Here is a 20,657-nt window from a genome sequence, read left to right on the forward strand (position 1 = left end):
CCGCAAGATAGTAAGAAATGCACTATGGTCAAACGGGTGCCACCCACTCTGCATAGGAATCGCTGGTTTCATACAGGCGCAGGCTGGCCAGGGACACCTCTGCGGGCAAAACATCCTGCAACACTTTTTGCATGTATAACACCATGTTTTCCGCAGAAGGCTCCATCTCCCATACCCACAGGTTTTCCTGTGTTTCACAGAAAGGATGGGCCACCACATAGTCTGCTGATAAAATCAGCCGGTGATCAAAATGCTCCACAATATGTGACTGTACTACCGCTTTGATATCTTTAAAGTCTACCAGTATACCAGGCGCGGGTAGGTATTCGCCCTGATGCGCCTTGTCACGCACCGTCACGTGTAGCTTGTAGGAATGCCCGTGGATATTGCGGCATTTGCCATTGTACCGGTGTAATGCATGTGCCGTTTCGAAGCTGAATATTTTTGTGAGTTGTAACATAGCCTTTCTGTCGTCTTTTTTTTTAAATCATAACAAAGGTAAAATAAAAGAAGATATATTTGTCTTTTTTTAAGGGGGGATGAATAAAAAAGGCACCCGTGTAAACGGGTGCTTTTTAGTAAAACGTGCATCAGAACATTCCGAAGAATCGGAATGACATTTTTCCAGTAATGTAATTGATGTGCTGAAAACCTTTACAGTGCCGGATTTGCAGCGTAGTCATTCCACAGCTGTTCCAGCGTTTTGCCAGTCTTGGCCTGCCAGATACCGGGAGAATAAGTTTTATTACGCATGCTTTCGTCCAGCTCTTTTACCAGTTTATCATATACATGTTTTTCGAGCCATATCAGAAAACGCGCGGTGATGCGATAACTGTTGTCGTAGCGTTGTGAGGGGGTGTAATCCGGCAGCGCCCATCCGGCGCCGGCATTGTCTACCCCATAACGATAACGCACATAATCCGCGATACCTTCTGTAAGCCAGCCTGGACCTGCCCCTCCGGGATATGCCTGCACAATATGCATCACCTCATGCGTTACCACATCGATATCGCCCGGATGTTGCCTGAACCACTCCGGATTATATACTACACGGCCGCCGCTGGTGGCTGCAACACCATTGTATGATACGTCGATCACAAAAATGACGGTCTTCTGCGTATTGGTATTGTACGCATTGGCCAGTACCGGATACACTGTAAAAAAGGTGTTGATCATCCTTTCCTTTACCTGTGAGCTGAAAGCCGGTGCCTGATTGATGAATACCAGCGTATAGTCGCTACGGGTGATACTATCGGTGGTTGCCGCCAGGGGCGTGGATTCCGGCGCTATGGTACTGTTGTTATGTGCACAGGCTTGCGATAACAAACACAGGGCCAGCAGGGTAAGTTGTATGTTTTTCATGTTGATGTTTGATGTTTACCAGCCTTCGTTTTGTTTGAGCTGTGGGTTACGCAGTGTTTCGTCGGTGGTGATAGGAATCACATACATCGCGTTGCGCCACAGACGGTCTTCTACTTTAAAGCGTTCGTAGCGGTATCCTCCGGGGGCGCTGACATCGGCTACCGGTCGCATGCCCCAGATGGTTTTTTCGGTGTTCTCTGCAATCTTCCAGCGGCGTACATCCCAGAAACGATGGTTTTCGAAAGACAGCTCTATCCTTCTCTCATTATGGATACGTTTGCGCATGTCGGCCTGGTTCAGACCGGCCGGCAGGTCGGGTTGTCCGGCACGGGCACGTATCATGTTCACATACTTCAGGATATCGGCATTGCCAGGATCATATTCATTAAGCGCTTCTGCATAACTGAGATAAAACTCGGCCAGCCGGAAAATAATACCATGCACATCGCGGCCCGGGTCCTGGTTGATGGTAATGTTTTCGTTGGCCAGTTTACGACAGCTGTAACCGGTGCGGGTATGATCTGTTTGTGTGCTTTGTTCATCTTTACCTCTCTCAAAGGTTTCTATCTTACGGCCTTTCCAGGAGGCGCCGTTATAACTGATATCGGTGTAGAAGCGGGGATCGCGGCCGGTATAAGGCTGCGCAGGATCGTATCCGGAAGCAGGGTCAGTGATAGGAAGACCGTTGGCCATCTCATAGTCGTCTACCAGGTTCTGACTGGGAGAGCAGCCAGACCAGCCGTTGCTACCATAGGGGAACAGATAACGGTCGTAACTCTCATTGGTTTCCTTCATCCTTACCCAGATTACTTCACGGCTCTGGAGGGTGTTGCTGGTAAACATGTTGAGCCGGTCGGCCAGGGTGTTTTCCAGGCTGTAGGCACTACCTCCCTGGGGTGACTGTAAGTCTATCACCTCTTTGGCTGCAGCCGCGGCTTTGCGCCATTTCCCGGGATCAGAAGGAGAGGAGCCGGAGCTGATATCTGCCAGGAAGCCGGTTTTGCCGGCGATGGCCCAGAGCGGGCTGGCGCTGTACAGCAGCATACGGGCTTTCAGGGCCAGGCAGGTGCCTTTGGTAACACGGCCTATCTGGGTGTTGGGATAATTCACCGGCAGCCGCTTGAAGGCTTCGTCGCAATCGGCCAGTATCTGGGCCACACAGGCATCGTAGGAGCTGCGGGGCTGATTGAGTGCTTGCTGGTCGGACTGGTCAATCGTTTTAGTGACGATGATCGCACCACCAAACTGCCGTATCTGCTCTGCGAGATAATAAGCACGCAGAAAATACACCTCACCGAGGCGGTTGGCCAGGGCACCGGGATTGTTGGCATCATCCGGTGTTTTATACTGTGCAACTCCTTCCAGGATGGCGTTGGCCTGGCGGATGGCCACGTAGTTGTCTCTCCACGTGTTGCCGATAGGGTTGTTGTTGCCCGACCAGGAGCCGTTGTTGAAACTCATGGAGCCCATCCAGCTGGAGGCGTCTTTGGCTTCATCGGTGCCGGAAGACATGGAATAACCGCCCAGATAGGTATAGGGGCCGCGCAGCCTGGAATACAGGTTGTTCACCACCTGGTCTGTCATGGCAAAATTGGTGAAGATGTCTGCGTCCTGTTGCTGTGTGGTGGCGGCCCTGTCGAGGAATCCTTTTTTGCAGGCGCTGAAAGAGGCCGCCGCCAGCGCACAAAGGACAATCAGTTTTGTATAATGGAGTAGTGGTTGCATAACGTTGTTTTTGGGTGGAAGTCTGAGCTTAGAATCTTACATCGATACCGAAGTTCCAGATGCGCTGGATAGGGTACATGGCACCGTTACCATCGCCTATTTCAGGGTCTACCTGGTAGTCTTTGAGTTTATCCCAGGTGAAGAGGTTCATACCGTTGGCGTATATACGAACATAGGAAAGACCGATCGGTTTAATCCAGTTTTTAGGCAGCTGGTAACCTATCTCTGCGTTTTTCAGGCGCAGGTAACTGGCATCTTTTACCCAGAAGGAAGAAGCACGGTGATTGTTGCCGTTGGTATTGCTGTGCAGGCGTGGATAAGTGGCGGTAGCTGCTGTTTCCGGCGTCCAACGGCCCAGGTGGAAGGGTTTTACCTTACCACCCTGGAAAAACTCATAAACGGCTTCGTTGTTGAGCATTACATCGGTATGGGCTGCTCCCTGAAGAAGCAGGGAGACATCGAAGCCTTTGTAGTCTGCACCCAGTGTGGCGCCAAACATAATCTCCGGCGTACGGGCGTAACCGATAGCCGTTTCATCAAAATTGGACTGAATAAAATCATACTCTTTGCCGGTGAGTTTTTTGTATTTAAAATCACCAGGACCATAGGCTGAAAAATTCTGGAACGGGCTGTTATCCACATCCTGCTGATCTTTGAAGAAACCTTCGCTTATCAGGCCAAACTTGGTACCGATAGGATGACCAGTACGTTTCATCCAGGGATAGGCCTGTGCCACTTCGTCCTGGTACACAATGTTGTTGCGGGCAAAGGTCACATTGGGTTTAAAGAAATAACGTACCCGCCCGATGGTGTTTTCATGGCTCAGCTCCAGTTCAAAGCCCTTATTGTCTACAATACCGATGTTTTGTGCTTTGATATCCTGTCCGAATACGTCGGAGAGGGTATTGCGGCGGATCAGTATTTTGCTTCTGCTCTGGGTGAAAAGATCGAGGGAGATGCCTAACAGGTTTTTCCAGAAGCGGGCTTCTATGCCTGCATTGGCTTGCCTGCCCCGTTCCCAGGTAACGCCGGGGTTGCCGATGGCGCCTTGTTTCCAGCCGTTGGCCTGACTGGCGTTGGTGCCAAAATAATAAGGATCACCACCGCCCCAGGAGGTGAACCAGAGGAAACGGTCGCTGCCCGCCTGATCATTACCCACTTCTCCATAAGAACCTCTGATCTTCAGAAAACTGATGGCAGACACGTTGTCTTTGATAAAAGATTCTTCAGACAGTACCCATCCTGCAGATACAGATGGGAAGATACCGTAGCGGCTTTCTTTAGGGAAGTTCTCCGATCCCTGGTAAGAGGCGCTGATCTCCAGGAGGTACTTCTGCATATAGTTGTAGGTACCGCGGAAGAGGAGCGACTGGTATGCCCTGGGGATAGAAGAATTGGCTTCATTGAGGCGGCGGTTCCAGAGCAGCATGGCAGTTGCTTCGTGTTTGCCGAACTGGCGGTTCCAGTTGGCGGTAGCTTCGAAGTAGGTGCTGCGGTTGGCGCTGCCGCCGCTGAAGGAGCCGTTGGGATCTATCTTGGTGTCTTGTCCGGACTGTTTGTAACTGGTGATATTGCCCTGTGCATCGTATAGTGGTTCAAATACGGCATAGTTGCGGGTATAGGAAGCATTGGGCGAATTGGTATTGTCGTAGGAGAAAGACACTTTGGCTGTCAGGTTTTTGGTGATGACGTCCAGTTTGCGGGTAAGCGCGAAGGTGCCTTGTACGGTATTGTTGTACCAGCGGCGATATCCTTTCTGCGACAGCTCTCCGAGGATGTTGGACTGAAAGGTGCCGTTTCCCCAGAGGGAGCCGTCGGGGTTGACGATCGGATAAATGGGCGCCATGCGGTTGGCGAGGTTCATGATGGTGCTGGCGGAGTTGTTGCCATCCCTGCGGTCTGTCATGATACCGGCAATGTCTACACGTGCAGCGAGGGTGGGGGTGATGTCCACGTCTACGTTGGCGCGCAGGTTATAACGTTTCATATTGTTGTTGCCGGTATAGCCGTCCTGGTTTTCGGTGGTATGTGCATAGAGGCCGTCCTGTACGTTGTATCCTGCTGAAATGAAGTAGCGGGCGATGTTGTTGCCGCCGCTTACGTTGAGGTTGCCCTGTGCAACGGCAGACGGTTTCATGATGAACTTATAGTAATCGGTATTGGGTAGTTTCCCGCTTTTATATCCTTCGAGTTGTGCGGCGGTGAAGGCGGGCTGGGCGCCATCGTTTTTCAGGGCTTCATTGAGCAGGGAGGCATAGTCGTAGGAGCCGAGGTACTGTGGCAGGCGGGTGGCTTCGGTGATGCCGGTGGAGGCGCGGAAATTGACGGAAGGAGGGCCTGCTTTACCTCTTTTGGTGGTGATGAGGATGGCCCCGTTGGCACCGCGCATCCCCAGTACGGCGGTGGCGGCGGCATCTTTGAGGATGGTGAGGTTTTCTATGTCGTTGGGATCTACATAGTCCATGGGCCTTTCGATGCCATCCACCATGATGATGGGCGAGGTACCGTTGAGGGTACCAACACCGCGGATATAGAGGTTGCTGGCGTCTACGCCGGGCTCACCACTGCGCTGGGTGGTGATGAGGCCGGGAAGGCGTCCTGCCAGCGCATTGGTGAGGTTAGACACCGGGCTTTGTACCAGCTCTTTGGTACTGATAGAAGCGATGGCGCCGGTGACGGTGGCTTTTTTCTGCTGGCCGTAAGCCACTACCACTACGTCTTTCAGGCCAAGGCTGGAGGGAATGAGGGTAACATCCGTCTGGTTGGAGGCCGATATCTCTATCTCTCTTGTTTCATATCCGATGAAAGAAAAGACCAGTGTTTTCTGGTTGGAAGGCACCTGTATGCTGTAGGTGCCGTCGCTTTGTGTCTGGGTACCTCTGGTGGTACCTTTCACCTGAACAGAAACGCCCGGCAGTACCATGTTGGTTTTGTTTTCCACCACCGAGCCGATAATGGTGCGCATGGAGATGTTGCCTGCCTGGGAGCCTGGATGCACAGCGGTATCCGGGCTGTTGCTGATTTGTTCAGACGGGCGAAAAATAACAATGATGTTGTCTGCCTGCCTGAAGTTCAGATAGGTGTCTGTCAGCAGCAGCTCCAGTGTGGTTTTAACGCTGCGGGTGCCTTTGGTGAGACTGATGTTTTTGTATTTGTTCACCTGTTCCGGAGGATAGGCCAGGCGGAAGCCGGACAGTGCTTCCACTTTACTCAGTGCACTTTTTAAGGTTTCATTTTTGAGCGTCAGGGTAATCTGTTTGGTGGAAATATCCTGCGCGGGGCCAGGGGAGGCCATTAGTACAGTTGACAGTAAAATGATGTTCAGCAGGGCCAGGGTGGTGGTTTTTACCAGGCGCCGGATTTGGCGGAACATACAGGGCAATAGCAGACCTGCCAGCTGTGAAGGCACAGCTAAGAACTTTTGCATAACGGGCAATCTTTAAAATTGTTAGGAAATAGGCAGCCTGTAACTGCAGGTTGCTGCAGTTAGGGCTTTAGCGTTTTTTGTCTGTTGATGTGTTAGACCTGATGCTTGTTTTTAAGTGATTGATTCTGGTTTCATCGACGTAGATTTTAGTGATAGCATAGAATTGGTAACACAGGCTGGTGGCTGATTGTATTGCTAAATTGATTTAGCAAACCGGGCGCACTTTACCCTTTTAACCGTGGATAGTTATCAGTTTTTTTCGGTTATTGATTTCAAATACTTATATACTTAACAGCCTTTGCCTTTTATCAGCACATCATGGCCGTTTTCTATCTTATAGGTGGCATTCCTTACTGCGCAGATAACGTCCAGCACTTCTTCGAGTGATTCGGTACCTGCAAAGGACACTCTGATCGGGCATTGTTTTAATGCATCATCACTGAATTGTATGTTCACTTCGTAACGTTTGCTGAGTGTATTGGCAATGGTTTCAAAAGTTGCATTTTCAAAAACCATATCGGTGGTGGTCCAGCTGGCTTTAGCCATGGCATTCACCGCCTGCTGGATGGCAGCGGCATTTTTGGTGTTGTAAACCATTTGCTGATCTGGTGTTAATACGGCCAGTACTTTACTGCCTTCTTCCACTTTTACTTTTCCACGTGTAACCGACACCGTTATCTCCTCCTGTCCGGGGTAGGCACTGATGTTAAAAGCGGTACCCAGTACTGTTGTCTTTAGTCTGCCTGTATTGATCATAAACGGCTTGAGGCTGTCGGGACGTATATCAAAATAGGCTTCACCGGAAAGGGTGACTTCCCTCACTGCCGTGTTAAACCTGTCGGGGAAAACGAGCTTGCTGCCTGCATGCAGTATCACTGTACTGCCATCCGGCAGCGTGATGTGCCGGTTGAAATCCGTTTGCCTGTCGGCATACCGGTTCCCGGATTTACCGGCCGGCAGTACATCCGGCTTCAGTATCCGGTAACCCAGTCCGGCCAGCAGCAACACCATGGCCAAGATAGCTGCATACCGCAGCATTTTTTTCCATGCTGCTGTTTTTACTGCTTTCATCCCGCTACTGTGTGGCGCTGCAGACAACTTGGCGCGTAATGCCTGCAGTTGTTGCTGCGTCAGCTGTCTGCCTGCTTCGCTCTGCGGATCGATTGCCTCATCAGGCAAATCATGCCCCAGGGATGCATACCAGGATTCCAGCGCATGTAACTCCTCCGCATTGCAGATGCCCTGACGATATTTCTGTAACAGTACATACAAGTTTTGTTCATCCATAGCTGTAATAATGCGACTGGCTATATTAAATAACACCAAATTAATCCGTTACCGTTATCCCCCGGATAAATTTTTTTTCATGAAAAGGTGATGCGCACAAAAGGTAAACAAGCAATTAAATATTACTAGATTTGATGAAAATAGTATACCCATCGAACCAATCACGGAAAATACCGATTCTGCCCTGCTCAGATCATGGAAAAACGGCGATGAAAAAGCGTTTGATATGATTTATACCCGTCATTTTATCCGGCTGGTCAACCTGGCTTATAAGAAAACCGGTAACATGGAGGCATCGCAGGAACTGGTACAGGACGTGTTTTTATCGCTCTATCGCCAACTGTCACGGCTACCCGAACAAACCGTACTGGAAAATTATCTGTTCATCGCTACCCGAAACCGTATCTACAATTATCACCGGCATCAGTTACTGCAACTCAAAAAAGAAGCATTACTCCGCGATAACTATACTCCTTCTTCCGGCGCAAGCCCCGACAGACTGGAGCTGAAAGAGCTGGAAAGCCTGCTGCGGGATAAGATACAGCAACTGCCGGATCAATGCCGCAAGGTGTTTCTGCTGAGCCGGGAAGAACAACTCTCCAATAAAGAAGTCGCAGAACGTTTACACATTTCCGTTAACACTGTAGAACAACATATGCGGAAAGCCCTGCGTATTCTGCGGGCTAGTTTTAATGATGAACTATCGCTGATGTTATTGCTGTTGTTGTTGAAACACAGCAGTTTTTGACCGTGATTGATTATGATGTTACTGATGCTCCTGATGAATATTGCGAAGATTGGGTATTGGAAATGGATAACAGGATAGATGCAGGTGATGAGAATGAAATGACGGACTGATATTATATATACTATATCATTAAAGGGGGGATTCCTCCCTTTTTTTATTTTTCAGATCGGCTTCGATGGCTGCCATTTCGTTGATGGCCAGGTTAAGGATGCGTTCAGGAGATACATTTAGTTTTTCTGCCAGCTTTAGGATCTCTTCCACTTTTATTAACTGAGGCTCCGTTGTTTTTTTGTGAATAGTGGTTTTATGATAACCGGTCAACCGGCTGAGTTTAGTTGCGTTAATATGCTCCAGTAGTTGCCGTAAGTTATTGATTCCCTTATCGCCTCCTCTTTCGATGCCTTCAGAAACAGTGTTTAATAATGATTCTCCTATACTCATTGAAAATCAAGGTTTCACCAAATTAAATCTATAATTATCTCAATTGCTCTTTTTGTCTGCGATGTTGTCTGTTTTAGTTATAAATTTGTATATTTGGTTTACGAAAATGACTATGTATTAACCAAAACTAAATATATGTCATGTTGGCATTATTATATACGTATCGGGAGTTTCTGATCAGGAGGACTTTTTATGCATCTGATTAAGAGCGAGCGTCATGATTGTCTGGGGGGTAACTCCAAATGCTTTGGCGAGCAATTCACATTCTTCAATTTTTAATAACCCGGGATTAATTAGTTTTTTATACAGTGTAGATTTATGGATGCCCACCGCTGTTCCTACAGTGGTCATTGGAATAATATCATAAATACCCCGAAGGTCTCTGATCTTACCTGCTTCTATCAGTGTGCGCACTGCTTCGAATCTTGGGTCTTTTCCTTTTGCCATATCTGATTATTTCGGATTGGAAAAATAAACAGCATGGGGTATTTATGCTTTAAACTGATCCAATATTGAATATTATTGTATCGAAATAACATTTATTGTTTCCAAAAATGAATTTTTCTCTTTTAATGAGAATTGTTGTATCAATAATCAGTCCACTGAAAAACAACGTCCCTCAATTTGTACTGGCATGGAAGATCCTTTTTATGACGATGACGGGTCCTTCAAATGGTTTGTCATCATTTTCATCTTTTTTATCGCAATGCTCGGTTGTTTCGTATTAATCGGCATTAAAAAATAGTTCTAAGGGTTAAATACCATCGTTGAGGTATTGTTTCTACATTCTGCCTCAGCATCTCAACAAATACATAATCCAATAACTCAGCGGTGGTTTCTACCACCGCTACTATTCCTGTTTATATCTGCGTAGAGCCTTACCAGTTAGCAGCGGTTATCTGTCCTAACCGCTTGTATCCTCCTGTCAATGCTGCATTCACGGCCATACTGCTACAACCTGGCAGCTATTACCTGTATTAAACCCTTTGTATCCTCCCGTCAATACTGTAATCAAGGCTACAGCTTGTAGTAATATAACTACAACATTCCGGTAGTATTACTATAAACATACTGATAAGCGTGCGCTAATTTTGTGTCTGATGCTGTTTCCGGCCCTTCAGCCATTGTTAATAGTCCATCGCCTGCGCGGCACATGATGCAACAGGCGGTGCTATCTCGAAAAGGGCGATGCATCCACGTCAACGATTCTAATCGGTAAAGGGGATATACGGACAGTTAACCTCGATGGCCGGAAGCGAGTCACTTCCGGCCATCAACATACTGAAAGAAGATAGTTGCCCTTGTTTTGTATGACAGGGGTATACTTGGGTCATAGTTAGTTTAATGGTTATTGCCGGACCTCCACCCGTGGGTCCGGCATAATTTTTTTAGTCCGGGTGCCCGCAAACAGCTCCCATAAAAGCCCTGCAGCCACCAGTATCAGCAACAGCCAGGATGAACCAGCCGCTATTTTACGACCCGCAATAAAGTTGTCCGGGCGGAAACGGAATTCAATATCATGTTTCCCGGCAGGTATCTTTAACCCACGCAGCGCATAGTTTACACGGATAATATCAGTTTCCTGATGATCAATAAAAGCACGCCAGCCGGCAGGATAATAGATATCGGAGAACACACCAAAACCATCCTGCGTATTCTGTGATGTAAAGTGAAGATCGTTCAGGCCATAACGGACCAGTTCTATACGTGCAGCACTGTCTTTCCCGGGCGTGAAAGTGCCCAGCCCGGACTGAAACCGCTGATCGATGATCACCGTGTCTTTCGGGTTAAAAGCATCCAGAGCTTTCATTTCTTCGTTGGCATTGGCCGCCCACCGGATGTTTTGAACAAACCAGCCGTTGCCCAGCGCGTCTTCATTTTTTTGCGCTACTGGCTCACCTGTCTCAGGATTTTCAGAAATAAAATACCGGGTATTCAGCATATTCAGCACTGCAGGGTTGTTGCGGACCAGCTGATGATCAATCAGGTCCTGATAAATCCACAGCTTGGCCGGACTTTGGCCACCAATGGATTTGTGCAGATAGGAGGTGCTGGCATCCAGCCACGGGTTGGTAGTTTGGTTCAGCACACGGTAATAAAGGGTTTTGTCCTTCAGTATCTCTTTATCTGCTGCCGAAGGAGTGATGTAAGTGTCCAGTGTTTTGGTCGTTACAAAACTGTCTTCTCCCATATAATTTTTATCTACCAGAAAAAGATCAGCGACAGTCAGGATACCAACCAGGACCATGGCCAGCTGCGGTTTCAGCTTCTCTTTCAGAGAAGCCCACAGTATGCCAAAGGTCAGCAGCAGCAGGGCCAGCGTGCGAAGACCATCCATCAGCAGCAGCTGGCTCCGGTCTTTCCTTAATGCAGTCATCAGTTTGGACGCTGCTTCCTTGCCTCCCAGCCACTGCGTGTATTGTTGCAGGTGATACGCATCATTCGGACCTCTGAATGTATATACAAAAGGCCCCAATACAGCAATACCGACTACTAGTCCGGTGGTGATCACAAAGGCTTTTTTCAGTTGCAGCAGCAGATGTTCTCTGGACTGCTCTCCGCTAAGTAGCTCCTGTAATGCCCAGCAGGCCAGCACCACAAAGGTGATCTGTGGGATGATCAGGGCCATGGTAGGAGCTCTGAACCGGTTGTATAACGGCAGATGATAGAATAAAAAGTTATTGAAAGGAGCAAGGTTATGTCCCCAGCTGAGCAGGATGGCGAAGACGGAAACGGCTACCAGCCACCATTTATGCGGACTGCGGATAACCAGTAGTGCCAGCACTACCAGTAAACAGATGATGGCGCCGATATACACCGGGCCTCCGGTCATGGGCTGCCCGGCCCAATACAGTGGCCACTGGGCAGCGGTCACTTCTTTCTTCGCCTTTTCGTCCGACATACCCAGCGATTTCAGGGCTTTGTAGGTATGGGAGTTGACAGACAGCTTTTCGGAAGTGGAGTTACCAACTACGCCGGGTATCAGCATGGTAAAGGTTTCGCCGGGACCGTAACTCCATTGAAAGGCATAGCTCAGGTCCAGCCCCGGTGCTTTTTTCTGATCGGTTTTCAGTTCTGATTCACTGCCACGGATGGTATAACGGGTATACTCTTTCAGGATCATCAGGTTGTCCACATTGGGCAATAAGGCCAGGATGGCCGTTACCACCAATACCGCCGACGCACGTACGAAAGCGGGTAACTGTTTGCTGCGATATGCCTGGATAAAAGTGCTGATGATCAGTCCGGCTACCATGATCAGCGCATAATAAGCAATCTGGAGGTGGTTGTTGTAGATCAGCATGGTAGTGGCCAACGCGGTAAGGCAGGCGCCTGCTACCAGGCGGCCGCGGTAGGTGAGGATAATACCGCCCAGCATCGGTGCAATATAGGCCATGGCCATCACTTTGGTGATATGCCCCGCATCCATGCTGATGATGCTGAAGGTGGCAAAACCGTAGGCGAGCGCGCCCAGGATCCTGATCCAGTAACGGAAATTGAACACACACAACAGCACATACATCCCCAGCATATTGATAAACAACATGTCTGCCGGATTAGGAAGACTCAGGGTAAAGAGTTTGTTGAGATAAAAAGTTTTGGCCACTGGCGGTCCGGTATAGATAACGTAGGTGGGCATGCCGCCAAACATGCTGTTGCTCCATAACGGCACATCACCGGTGGCTTTGTAATAGTCTGCCGCTTCTTTTTCCATGCCTTTGAAATGCATCATATCCGACTGGAACAGTGCTTTACCGTCCAGCAGCGGACTGCAGAAAAGCATGGCAAGGCCCGCAAAGAGCGCTACCGCGCCCAGGTGCCGCAAAAGGGTGATCATCCGGTCTTTTTTCATTGAATGCTAAACACGCCATATTTTATATCTGGCGGGCCGCCAAAATAGTGAATTTGTATGACCCGGTAAAAATCAGTGGTCGGATATGACCACGTTTGTTTTCCTTTTGGCAGAAGTGGCCAGCAGCAACGGCAGCGACAACAGAAAGATAAAACCCAGCAGCATAAAGGCATCGCTGAAGCTCAGCAGGAAGCCCTGCCGGGTGACGCTGATATCCAGCAGCTGTAATGCTTTGTGATGTGCGTCTGTGCCGGTAAAACCCTTGCTCTGGAAGAATTTCGTATAGCCATGCAGGCGATTGTACACCAGTGGGTCGGCAGTATTGAGATGGCTAACCAGATCATAGCGGTGCTGCGCTTTGCGCTGCGACAGATAAGTGTTGATCATGGCGATGCCGAAGGAGCCACCCAGCTGCCGCATCATATTGTTGAGCGCCGCCCCCTGCGGGATATCAGCGGGTGACAGCGATGATACGGCCAGCGTGGTAAGTGGCACCGTTACCAAAGCCAGGCCCACAGCCCGCCAGATCAGGAAGTTGCTGATGGCCTGTGCACTGGCGTCCTGGTTGAGCTGCGACATCTGCCAGCTGAAAAAGATAAACATACCCATGCCCGCAATAATCAGGTAGATAGGGGAGATGCCCCGCTGCAGCAGACGGGCGGAAACAATCAAACCGCCGATGGCCAGGAAAGCGCCTGGCAGCAACAACATACCGGTTTGTAAAGGGGTGAAGTTGAGTAGTCGTTGCGCAAAAACAGGCGTCAGAAACACTGAGCTGTAAATGCCCAGGCCGGAAATGAAGGTAAGGGCTGCCGCAATGCTTAGGTTCCTACTTTTGAGCACCCGCAGGTTAACAACAGGATGGGCTATACGTAGCTCCCACCAGATGAAAATACTGATGCCCAGCACGGCTATTACTGTAAGCCAGGTGATATACGCCGTTTCAAACCAGTCGTCGGTTTCGCCGCGTTCCAACACGGTCTGCAAGGCGCTTACGCCTACAGCCAGCAGCAGGATACCGGTCCAGTCTATTTTCTGGCCGCCGGCTTTCCTTGCCGGCTCTTCTATTAAAAGATAACAGACGAAGGCTACAATAATACCTATCGGTACATTAATATAGAAGATCCAGGGCCAGCTGTAATACTCCGTGATATAACCACCCAGTGTAGGCCCGATGGTAGGTCCGATAAATACGCCGATGCCAAACAGCGCGCTGGCTACGTTCTGTTTTTCTTTGGGGAACTGCTCAAATACAATCACCTGAGAGATGGACAGGAGGGCGCCTCCGCCGATGCCCTGCAGAAAACGGAATAACACCAGCACCCATATATTGGTGGCCTGTCCGCACATCAGGGAAAAGATGGTGAAGGCGATGATGGAGCCTATGTAATAGTTACGCCGCCCCAGTTTGCCGGCCAGAAACCCGGTGATGGGGATGATGATCACGTTGGCGATGGCGTAGGCCGTGATGACCCAGGAGGTGTCTTCGAGGGTGGCGCCCAGGTTACCGCTCATATGCGATAGTGCCACATTTACGATAGAGCTGTCTATCAATTCCATGATGGCCGCTGCAATGACCGCCATGACCAGTATACTCTTTTTCATACCAATCGGTATATTATTGGGTAAAAAATTTAGAGACTATGGGCGTTAAAGGTTTGTACGGCCTGGGCAGGGGAGGCGGAGCGTACCAGCTGAAACACTTTCCGGGTATCGCCTACATGAATTTCGTATTCATCGTTTGCGAGGGCGGCCATAAATTCAGTGGCCACCTGCTCCGGCGGGATTCCTTTTTCACCGCCTATTTCCCGGGAGAAAGCGGTGTTTACCAGAGGCGGCATCAGTTCAAATACCCTGACGGGGCTCACTGACAGTCGCAGTGCCTGCGTATAGGAGTGGAGGGCGGCTTTGCTGGCAGCGTAGGTGGGCAACGCCACAGAAGGCACCAGGGCCGTCACGGAACTGACATTGACGATGGCCGCTTCTTCCTGGTGGCGCAGCTGGGGTAGCAGCAGCTCCGTGAGTTGTATGATCGCCAGGTAATTGGTGAGCATTTCATCTGCAGCCTTGTCAAAAGCTTGTGCATGATCTGACAGCCGGTAGGCGCTGGCCCTGCCTGCATTGTTGATGAGTATGTTCAGCTCCGGATGCTCCCGCTTCAGGGTTTGTACCAGTTGTTTTACTGACTGGTGCCGGGTGACATCAGATACGATGGGGATGAGACCGGGTACTGCGGCTGCGGCCTGTTCCAGCCTGGCTGCATCTCTTCCGGTGATAATGACTTTATTGCCTTCTTCCGCCAGGGCACGGGCCAGTGCCAGCCCTATGCCGGCACTACCGCCGGTAATCAGGACCGTGTTGTTGTATGTTCTCATAATATATATTTTATACCAATCGGTATATTTCTGTGTAAAAAAATGTCAGAGTTCCTGTATCAGTGTTTCAACAGACTGCATAATGGCATTGCGGTAATGCATCTTACCGGTCAGTTTGGTAATCATAATACAGCCTTCTATCATGGCGATAAGGGTGAGGGCAGTTTGCTCAGCATCCACACTTTTTTTGAATTCCCCTTCCTTCACACCTTTTTCGATCAGGTGAATAATACGGCTTTTCCAGAAGGTAACCGCCTCTGCAGCTTTTTGTTTCAGGGCTGGATGGGTATCATCGGCCTCTGTAGCGGTGTTGAGGATGGGGCAACCACCAGGGGGAAACGGATGTTTGAGGAAATTGCTGTATACCTGCACATATACCAGCATCTTATCCCTGCAGGTGGAATGTTTGTCCATTTCCTGCCGGATCATGCCGGCCACCTGACGGGTGTTATAATCAAAGGCAGCCAGAGCCACCTCGTCTTTATTGGCGAAGTTGCCGTAAATGCTGCCTTTGGTGAGCCCGGTAGCATTGGTCATATCCGTTAGCGAAGTGCCGGAATAACCCTTCTCATTGAACACCGGGGCGGTCTTCTCCACAATAAACTGTTTCGTTTTTTCTGCTTTGCTCATATCCGGTGATAATTGATAAGAACAAAATTATACCATTTGGTATATAATATGAAATTTTATTTGGGGGAAGAAGTGAAGAAGAAATAATCGAAACCGGAATTGCGTACATCATCTCTCAGATCCTCCAGTATACCTTTCATATTCATGTAAAAAAACACAGGACCAGCGGGATATTCATCGTATCCTTTCTTCCCGTGATAATACTCATTTATAATATACGAGGCAGGCTTTTGATATTGAACGTCCACAACTTTTTCCTGGTTAGCAGTAGCAGACAATGCCACATACCATTCTGCAATACCCAGTAACTGATCGTTACTAAAAATGTATTGTCCCCCTGTCTGGAAATTAAATTCATTCATAATGTTGCCATTTTTCCAGTCAAATCCGCATAGGAAATAATAAGCCATTTCTCCGAGATACTGGTATTCTCCAAAGAAAAAAGACGTCAGTCCGCTTTTGGCCGCCTCCACCTTTCCCAGTTTAGACGTCTCTGCGTAATAAATTTCCTTTAACTCTCCAGCCGTTAAAGGCATGGTCTGGCCCTGATACTTCTCTTTTATAGCAGCAAACTTATCAGATGTATTGGTTAAAAACTGTTCCTGATTTACGCCGTAAATGTAAATATATCCGCTCATTGGCTATCGTAGTTTTTGGAACAGGCAAAATACAAAAAGTGCCTCAAAAAAATTGAGACGCTTTGTATGTTCTAATGATGATGTGGATTCTTTTCCCATTAAAAGAAAGACGTGATAAAAAAATAATCGAAACTGGAATTGCGTACCTTATCTCTCAGGCCTTCCAGTATGCATTGCATAGACTGGTAAAATTCCAATTTGCCATCCCTAAAAGAATCAGAACATTTCGGCTCATAATAATCATTTACAATATACGCGGCAGGCTTTTGATATCGAATGTCTACACCCTCTTCCTGGTTAGCAGTAGCAGACAATGCTACATACCATTCTGTAATATCCAGTAACTGAGATTTACTAAAGACGTAATCTCCGTCGGCGTAGGATTCATATTTATCAACATGTTCGTCGTTTTGCCAGTCAAATCCGCTTAGAAAATAACCAATCATTTCTAAAAGATAATGATATGCCCGACTGAAGAGAAGACGCGTCAGTCCGCTTTCCGGTTCAGCTGCCACTTCACGCATCTCCGCATAATAAATTTCCTTTAACTCTCTGGCAGTTAAATGCAGGGACTGGCCCTGATACTTCTTTTTTATAGCAGCAAACTTATCAGATGCTTTGGCTAAAAACTGTTCCTGATTTACGCCGTAGAAGTAAATATATCCGCCCATTGGCTATCGTTGTTTTTGGTACCGGCAAAATAAAAAAAGCGCCTCAAATTTTTGAGGCGCTTTGTATGATTTAATGATGATGTGGATTCTTTTTCTTTTCCACCCAGTAATACAACGGTGGTATTACTATCGGGGTGAAGAGTAGGGTGAAGGTAAGCCCACCGATGATCACCGTGGCCAGCGGCCTTTGCACATCGGAGCCGATACCGGTGCTGATGGCAGCAGGTACCAGACCAATGATCGCTACCATGAGCATCATCATGATGGCTTTAAACTGATCTACCGCCACTTTCTGCACAGAGGCACGCAACGTAAGCGGCGATTTGTACATCTCCCGGTTTAGTGCAGACACCAGCAATACGCCGGCCATCACAGAGATACCAAAGATAGACACAAAGCCTACGCCTGCAGATACGTTGAAGTGGTAGCCTCTCATAAACAAGGCGATGATACCGCCGGCAAGTGCTACGAGTATACAGCTCATGGTTACGAAAGTATGTTTCATGCTTTTAAACAACATAAACAGGAAAACAAATACAATCACGATGGTGAGCGGAATGGTGAGAGACAGCTGTTTGCCGGCCCTTTCGAGGTTTTCGTACTGACCACCATAGATGATATCGTAGCCTTTGGGCACCTGTACCCGTGCGCCGATTTTTTCCTGCAGTTCCTTTACGAAAGAGCCCTGGTCGCGGCCGCGAACGTTTGTACGTACGGTCACCATCCTTTTACCATCGAGGCGGTAGATGTTGGTCTGGCCATCGATAAACTGGATATCGGCCAGCTGGTCCATAGGGATCAGTGCGCCGGTGGCCGCCGGTATCTGCAGGTTGCGGATAGCTTCAACGGTGTTTCTTTCCTGTGGCAGATAACGGACGATGATATCGTAGCGTTTGGTGCCGTCGTATAATGTACCGATCGGTTTTCCGCCAATGGCAGATTCGATCATACTTTGTATATCACTTACATTGATACCGAAGCGGGCCGCATTTTCGCGGTTGATGTTGATAGCCAGTTGCGACTGGGTGCCTTCCTGCTCGATATTCACGGAAGCAGAGCCCTGTGTGGCTTTTACGATGGCCGCTATGCTGTCTGCTTTGGGACGCATCAGGCTCAGATCATCGCCTACCACGGAGATGGCCAGATCGGCAGCACTACCGGTCACGATTTCCATCACCTGGTCGATGATGGGCTGTCCGGAGTTAAAAGAGGTACCCGGGATATTTTTCTCCAGGTCGGCCTGTATCCTTTTTACCAGCTCTTTTTTGGTGATGGTATCACTCCACAGTTTGTAATCTTTTAATCCTACCAGTATCTCCGTACGGTTGGCCGGGAAAGGATCGGTACCATCATCATTGCGTCCGGTTTGTGTGATCACATATTTTACCGGAGGGTAGGAGGCGATCACCTTCCGGATGATAGGAGCGATCTTGGCGTTTTCCTGGATGGTAACGCCGGCAGGCATAAAGGCACGCATAAATATAGAGCCTTCGTCCAGTTCTGGAAGGAACTCTGATCCCAGTTTGCCGCCCAGGCTGATCAGCAGTACAATGGCTACACCAGCAATCAATACAGTCTGCTTATGAAAGCGCAGGAAGAAATTGAGTGAGTGGTCATATGTTTTTTCGAGAAAATCCAGTACCACATTGCGGTGCGCTTTCATCGGCTTGTCGGTAGACAGGGCCTTTTTATAGGCAAAGGAGATGAGCACAGGTATGAGTGTCAGTGCGCAGATCATAGCGCCTATTACTGCAAATGACAGCGTAAGGGCCATAGGAGAGAAGAGTTTTCCTTCTACCCTTGTCATCATCAGGATAGGCGTATAGGCCAGGATGATGATGGTAACGGAGAAAAAAATCTCGCGGCCTACTTCCTGCGCAGCAGCCAGCGTAATGCCTACAATACCGCTTTCCTTTTCCTGCGGGGTAGCGTTGCGATAGCGCCGGATCAGGTGTTCAGCCATTACGCAGGCACCATCCACGATGATACCGAAGTCGATCGCACCGAGTGATAACAGGTTGGCTGGAATACCAGTCAGCCGCATCAGGATAAAGGCAAACAGCAGGGAAAAGGGGATGGTGGCTGTCACCACCAGTGCAGAGCGTATACTGCCCAGGAAAAACACGAGTACGATCACCACAATGCTTACACCCATAAAGAGTGTATGTGCTACCGTTTCCAGGGAGTGATCAATCAGGAAGCTACGGTCATACAGTACGCGCAGTTTCACGCCTTCGGGCAGTTCTGTGTCGCTGAGCAGTGCCAGCTTCTCCTTCAGTGCTTTCAGGGCGATACTGGGGTTTTCGCCACGGCGCAGCAGGATGATACCTTCGGGAGAACCTATCTTGTCGATGCCTTCATCGGGCACAGCATAACCCAGTACGCCGGAAGGCGGCGGAGGAGCTGTTTCTACAGTGGCCACATCTTTCACATAAACCGGCACACCATTCACGGCGGTGAGTACAATGTTGCGCAGGTCTTTTTCTGATTTTACAGCACCAAGACCTCTCACGGCAAAACCTTGTCCACCGCGGTCTATCACGTTACCGCCGGTATTCAGGTTATTTTTCTGAACGGCGTCTATAATATCCTGTAGTGTGAGGTTGTATTTACGTAGTTTATCCGGAGCGGTGAGGATATGAAATTGTTTGAGTGGTCCGCCGAAGTTGGTCACATCAGCGATACCGGGCACCTGAAGGATGGCGGGTCTTATCACCCAGTCCTGCAGGTCTCTCAGCTGCATGGGCGTGTAGCTGGGAGGGGCTTCTACCACATAACGGTAGATCTCGCCCACGGCGGTGGTGAGTGGCGCCAGTTCCGGTGTTACGCCTGCCGGCAGTGAGATGGAAGAAAGTCGTTCGATCACCTGTTGACGGGCGAAATAGTCGTCGGTACCATCCTGGAAGGTCAGCTGTACCACAGAGAGTCCGAAGATGGTACGGCTTCTTCTGTCCAGCACACGGGGCACATTGTTGAGGGCACGTTCGATAGGAATGGTCACTTGTTGTTCCACTTCTTCCGCGGCGCGTCCGTCAAACGGGGCCACAATAATAACGTTGGTATCGGCAATATCAGGATAGGCTTCAATTTTCAGCTGGGTAAAACACCAGTAACCGATTACTGATAATACCACTGCGCCGATAATGATCGCCCAACGGTTACGTAAGGAAAATACTAATATGTTGCGGATCATGCTTTAAATTGCTCTACGGGGTGTGTAATAATAAATCCGCCTTTATAGGAAGCCCTCAGCAGTGTCAGTACCTCCCGCACTTTTTCTTCTTCATCTATAAAGGTGATCATCATAGGAGGTTCATCAAAAGAAAAGATTTCATCGGGGCGTTTCATCTGCTGGTTAACGCCAAAGCCCATGATGCCGCGATATGCGGTGGCACCTCTGACATTCTGGTTGATCAGCAGCTGCATGATAAATTCATACAGAGGCCTTGTACCGAGCAAATCATCTTTATCAATAAAAATCTGTGCCTGTAGCATAACTA

17 protein-coding genes are annotated in these 20,657 nt (G+C 48.9%); 2 read left to right on the forward strand and 15 right to left on the reverse strand.

What is annotated here, in order from left to right; genetic code table 11:
* Nucleotides 1-28: 28 nt before the first annotated feature.
* The 5 genes from DF182_RS21250 to DF182_RS21270 all read right to left on the reverse strand — a co-directional run bounded on the left by DF182_RS21250 (nt 29) and on the right by DF182_RS21270 (nt 7,801).
* Complete coding sequence (locus tag DF182_RS21250; protein ID WP_113617814.1) at nt 29-460, reverse strand: 6-pyruvoyl trahydropterin synthase family protein; 432 nt, start codon at nt 458-460, stop codon at nt 29-31.
* Between the two features lie 194 nt (nt 461-654).
* A complete protein-coding gene (locus DF182_RS21255) occupies nt 655-1,362 on the reverse strand; it encodes a basic secretory protein-like protein (RefSeq protein ID WP_113617815.1) in 708 nt (235 codons plus the stop codon).
* Between the two features lie 15 nt (nt 1,363-1,377).
* On the reverse strand, nt 1,378-3,087 hold the full coding sequence (locus DF182_RS21260; RefSeq protein ID WP_113617816.1) for a RagB/SusD family nutrient uptake outer membrane protein: 1,710 nt from the start codon (nt 3,085-3,087) through the stop codon (nt 1,378-1,380).
* Between the two features lie 28 nt (nt 3,088-3,115).
* Nucleotides 3,116-6,514: a SusC/RagA family TonB-linked outer membrane protein gene (locus DF182_RS21265; protein ID WP_113617817.1), complete on the reverse strand. Its 3,399-nt coding sequence runs from the start codon at nt 6,512-6,514 to the stop codon at nt 3,116-3,118.
* A 288-nt stretch (nt 6,515-6,802) separates the two neighbouring features.
* Nucleotides 6,803-7,801, reverse strand: a complete 999-nt coding sequence (locus DF182_RS21270) for a FecR family protein (protein ID WP_147243498.1) — start codon at nt 7,799-7,801, stop codon at nt 6,803-6,805.
* A gap of 184 nt (nt 7,802-7,985) precedes the next feature.
* Between DF182_RS21270 and DF182_RS21275 the strand changes: the two genes are divergently transcribed.
* Nucleotides 7,986-8,549 carry an RNA polymerase sigma-70 factor gene (locus DF182_RS21275; RefSeq protein WP_262511117.1) on the forward strand — a complete coding sequence of 188 codons (564 nt, stop codon included), beginning with the start codon at nt 7,986-7,988 and terminating at the stop codon, nt 8,547-8,549.
* Between the two features lie 129 nt (nt 8,550-8,678).
* Here DF182_RS21275 and DF182_RS21280 read toward each other — a convergent pair whose 3' ends face one another.
* Together DF182_RS21280 and DF182_RS21285 are read right to left on the reverse strand one after the other, a co-directional pair.
* The gene (locus tag DF182_RS21280; protein ID WP_113617820.1) at nt 8,679-8,990 is read right to left on the reverse strand and encodes a helix-turn-helix domain-containing protein; all 312 of its coding nucleotides are present in this window, start codon (nt 8,988-8,990) and stop codon (nt 8,679-8,681) included.
* Nucleotides 8,991-9,167: 177 nt separating this feature from the next.
* Nucleotides 9,168-9,437 carry a hypothetical protein gene (locus tag DF182_RS21285; RefSeq protein ID WP_113617821.1) on the reverse strand — a complete coding sequence of 90 codons (270 nt, stop codon included), beginning with the start codon at nt 9,435-9,437 and terminating at the stop codon, nt 9,168-9,170.
* A gap of 384 nt (nt 9,438-9,821) precedes the next feature.
* Here DF182_RS21285 and DF182_RS32350 point away from each other — a divergent pair, with 384 nt between their 5' ends.
* On the forward strand, nt 9,822-9,971 hold the full coding sequence (locus DF182_RS32350; protein WP_153260009.1) for a hypothetical protein: 150 nt from the start codon (nt 9,822-9,824) through the stop codon (nt 9,969-9,971).
* A gap of 367 nt (nt 9,972-10,338) precedes the next feature.
* Here DF182_RS32350 and DF182_RS21290 read toward each other — a convergent pair whose 3' ends face one another.
* The 8 genes from DF182_RS21290 to DF182_RS21325 all read right to left on the reverse strand — a co-directional run bounded on the left by DF182_RS21290 (nt 10,339) and on the right by DF182_RS21325 (nt 20,652).
* Nucleotides 10,339-12,828 (reverse strand): YfhO family protein, encoded by a 2,490-nt coding sequence (locus tag DF182_RS21290; protein WP_161964207.1) that lies wholly within the window; start codon nt 12,826-12,828, stop codon nt 10,339-10,341.
* An 87-nt stretch (nt 12,829-12,915) separates the two neighbouring features.
* A complete protein-coding gene (locus DF182_RS21295) occupies nt 12,916-14,448 on the reverse strand; it encodes a DHA2 family efflux MFS transporter permease subunit (protein WP_113617823.1) in 1,533 nt (510 codons plus the stop codon).
* A gap of 29 nt (nt 14,449-14,477) precedes the next feature.
* The gene (locus tag DF182_RS21300; RefSeq protein WP_113617824.1) at nt 14,478-15,218 is read right to left on the reverse strand and encodes an SDR family oxidoreductase; all 741 of its coding nucleotides are present in this window, start codon (nt 15,216-15,218) and stop codon (nt 14,478-14,480) included.
* A 45-nt stretch (nt 15,219-15,263) separates the two neighbouring features.
* Nucleotides 15,264-15,848, reverse strand: a complete 585-nt coding sequence (locus DF182_RS21305) for a TetR/AcrR family transcriptional regulator (RefSeq protein ID WP_113617825.1) — start codon at nt 15,846-15,848, stop codon at nt 15,264-15,266.
* A 56-nt stretch (nt 15,849-15,904) separates the two neighbouring features.
* Complete coding sequence (locus DF182_RS21310; protein WP_113617826.1) at nt 15,905-16,486, reverse strand: hypothetical protein; 582 nt, start codon at nt 16,484-16,486, stop codon at nt 15,905-15,907.
* A 98-nt stretch (nt 16,487-16,584) separates the two neighbouring features.
* A complete protein-coding gene (locus DF182_RS21315; RefSeq protein ID WP_113617827.1) occupies nt 16,585-17,157 on the reverse strand; it encodes a hypothetical protein in 573 nt (190 codons plus the stop codon).
* Nucleotides 17,158-17,227: 70 nt separating this feature from the next.
* Nucleotides 17,228-20,350, reverse strand: a complete 3,123-nt coding sequence (locus DF182_RS21320; RefSeq protein ID WP_113617828.1) for an efflux RND transporter permease subunit — start codon at nt 20,348-20,350, stop codon at nt 17,228-17,230.
* Nucleotides 20,347-20,652 carry a DUF190 domain-containing protein gene (locus DF182_RS21325; protein WP_113617829.1) on the reverse strand — a complete coding sequence of 102 codons (306 nt, stop codon included), beginning with the start codon at nt 20,650-20,652 and terminating at the stop codon, nt 20,347-20,349. Before DF182_RS21325 ends, DF182_RS21320 begins: the two co-directional genes overlap by 4 nt.
* Between the last annotated feature and the right edge of the window lie 5 nt (nt 20,653-20,657).

Source organism: Chitinophaga flava (genome assembly GCF_003308995.1).
GTDB classification, from domain to species: Bacteria; Bacteroidota; Bacteroidia; order Chitinophagales; family Chitinophagaceae; genus Chitinophaga; species Chitinophaga flava.

What these genes read in the sequence shown, in the direction of transcription:
- DF182_RS21250 (WP_113617814.1), bottom strand. Translation starts at nt 460, where the DNA reads ATGTTACAACTCACAAAAATATTCAGCTTCGAAACGGCACATGCATTA.
- DF182_RS21255 (WP_113617815.1), bottom strand. Translation starts at nt 1,362, where the DNA reads ATGAAAAACATACAACTTACCCTGCTGGCCCTGTGTTTGTTATCGCAA.
- DF182_RS21260 (WP_113617816.1), bottom strand. Translation starts at nt 3,087, where the DNA reads ATGCAACCACTACTCCATTATACAAAACTGATTGTCCTTTGTGCGCTG.
- DF182_RS21265 (WP_113617817.1), bottom strand. Translation starts at nt 6,514, where the DNA reads ATGCAAAAGTTCTTAGCTGTGCCTTCACAGCTGGCAGGTCTGCTATTG.
- DF182_RS21270 (WP_147243498.1), bottom strand. Translation starts at nt 7,801, where the DNA reads ATGGATGAACAAAACTTGTATGTACTGTTACAGAAATATCGTCAGGGC.
- DF182_RS21280 (WP_113617820.1), bottom strand. Translation starts at nt 8,990, where the DNA reads ATGAGTATAGGAGAATCATTATTAAACACTGTTTCTGAAGGCATCGAA.
- DF182_RS21285 (WP_113617821.1), bottom strand. Translation starts at nt 9,437, where the DNA reads ATGGCAAAAGGAAAAGACCCAAGATTCGAAGCAGTGCGCACACTGATA.
- DF182_RS21290 (WP_161964207.1), bottom strand. Translation starts at nt 12,828, where the DNA reads ATGATCACCCTTTTGCGGCACCTGGGCGCGGTAGCGCTCTTTGCGGGC.
- DF182_RS21295 (WP_113617823.1), bottom strand. Translation starts at nt 14,448, where the DNA reads ATGAAAAAGAGTATACTGGTCATGGCGGTCATTGCAGCGGCCATCATG.
- DF182_RS21300 (WP_113617824.1), bottom strand. Translation starts at nt 15,218, where the DNA reads ATGAGAACATACAACAACACGGTCCTGATTACCGGCGGTAGTGCCGGC.
- DF182_RS21305 (WP_113617825.1), bottom strand. Translation starts at nt 15,848, where the DNA reads ATGAGCAAAGCAGAAAAAACGAAACAGTTTATTGTGGAGAAGACCGCC.
- DF182_RS21310 (WP_113617826.1), bottom strand. Translation starts at nt 16,486, where the DNA reads ATGAGCGGATATATTTACATTTACGGCGTAAATCAGGAACAGTTTTTA.
- DF182_RS21315 (WP_113617827.1), bottom strand. Translation starts at nt 17,157, where the DNA reads ATGGGCGGATATATTTACTTCTACGGCGTAAATCAGGAACAGTTTTTA.
- DF182_RS21320 (WP_113617828.1), bottom strand. Translation starts at nt 20,350, where the DNA reads ATGATCCGCAACATATTAGTATTTTCCTTACGTAACCGTTGGGCGATC.
- DF182_RS21325 (WP_113617829.1), bottom strand. Translation starts at nt 20,652, where the DNA reads ATGCTACAGGCACAGATTTTTATTGATAAAGATGATTTGCTCGGTACA.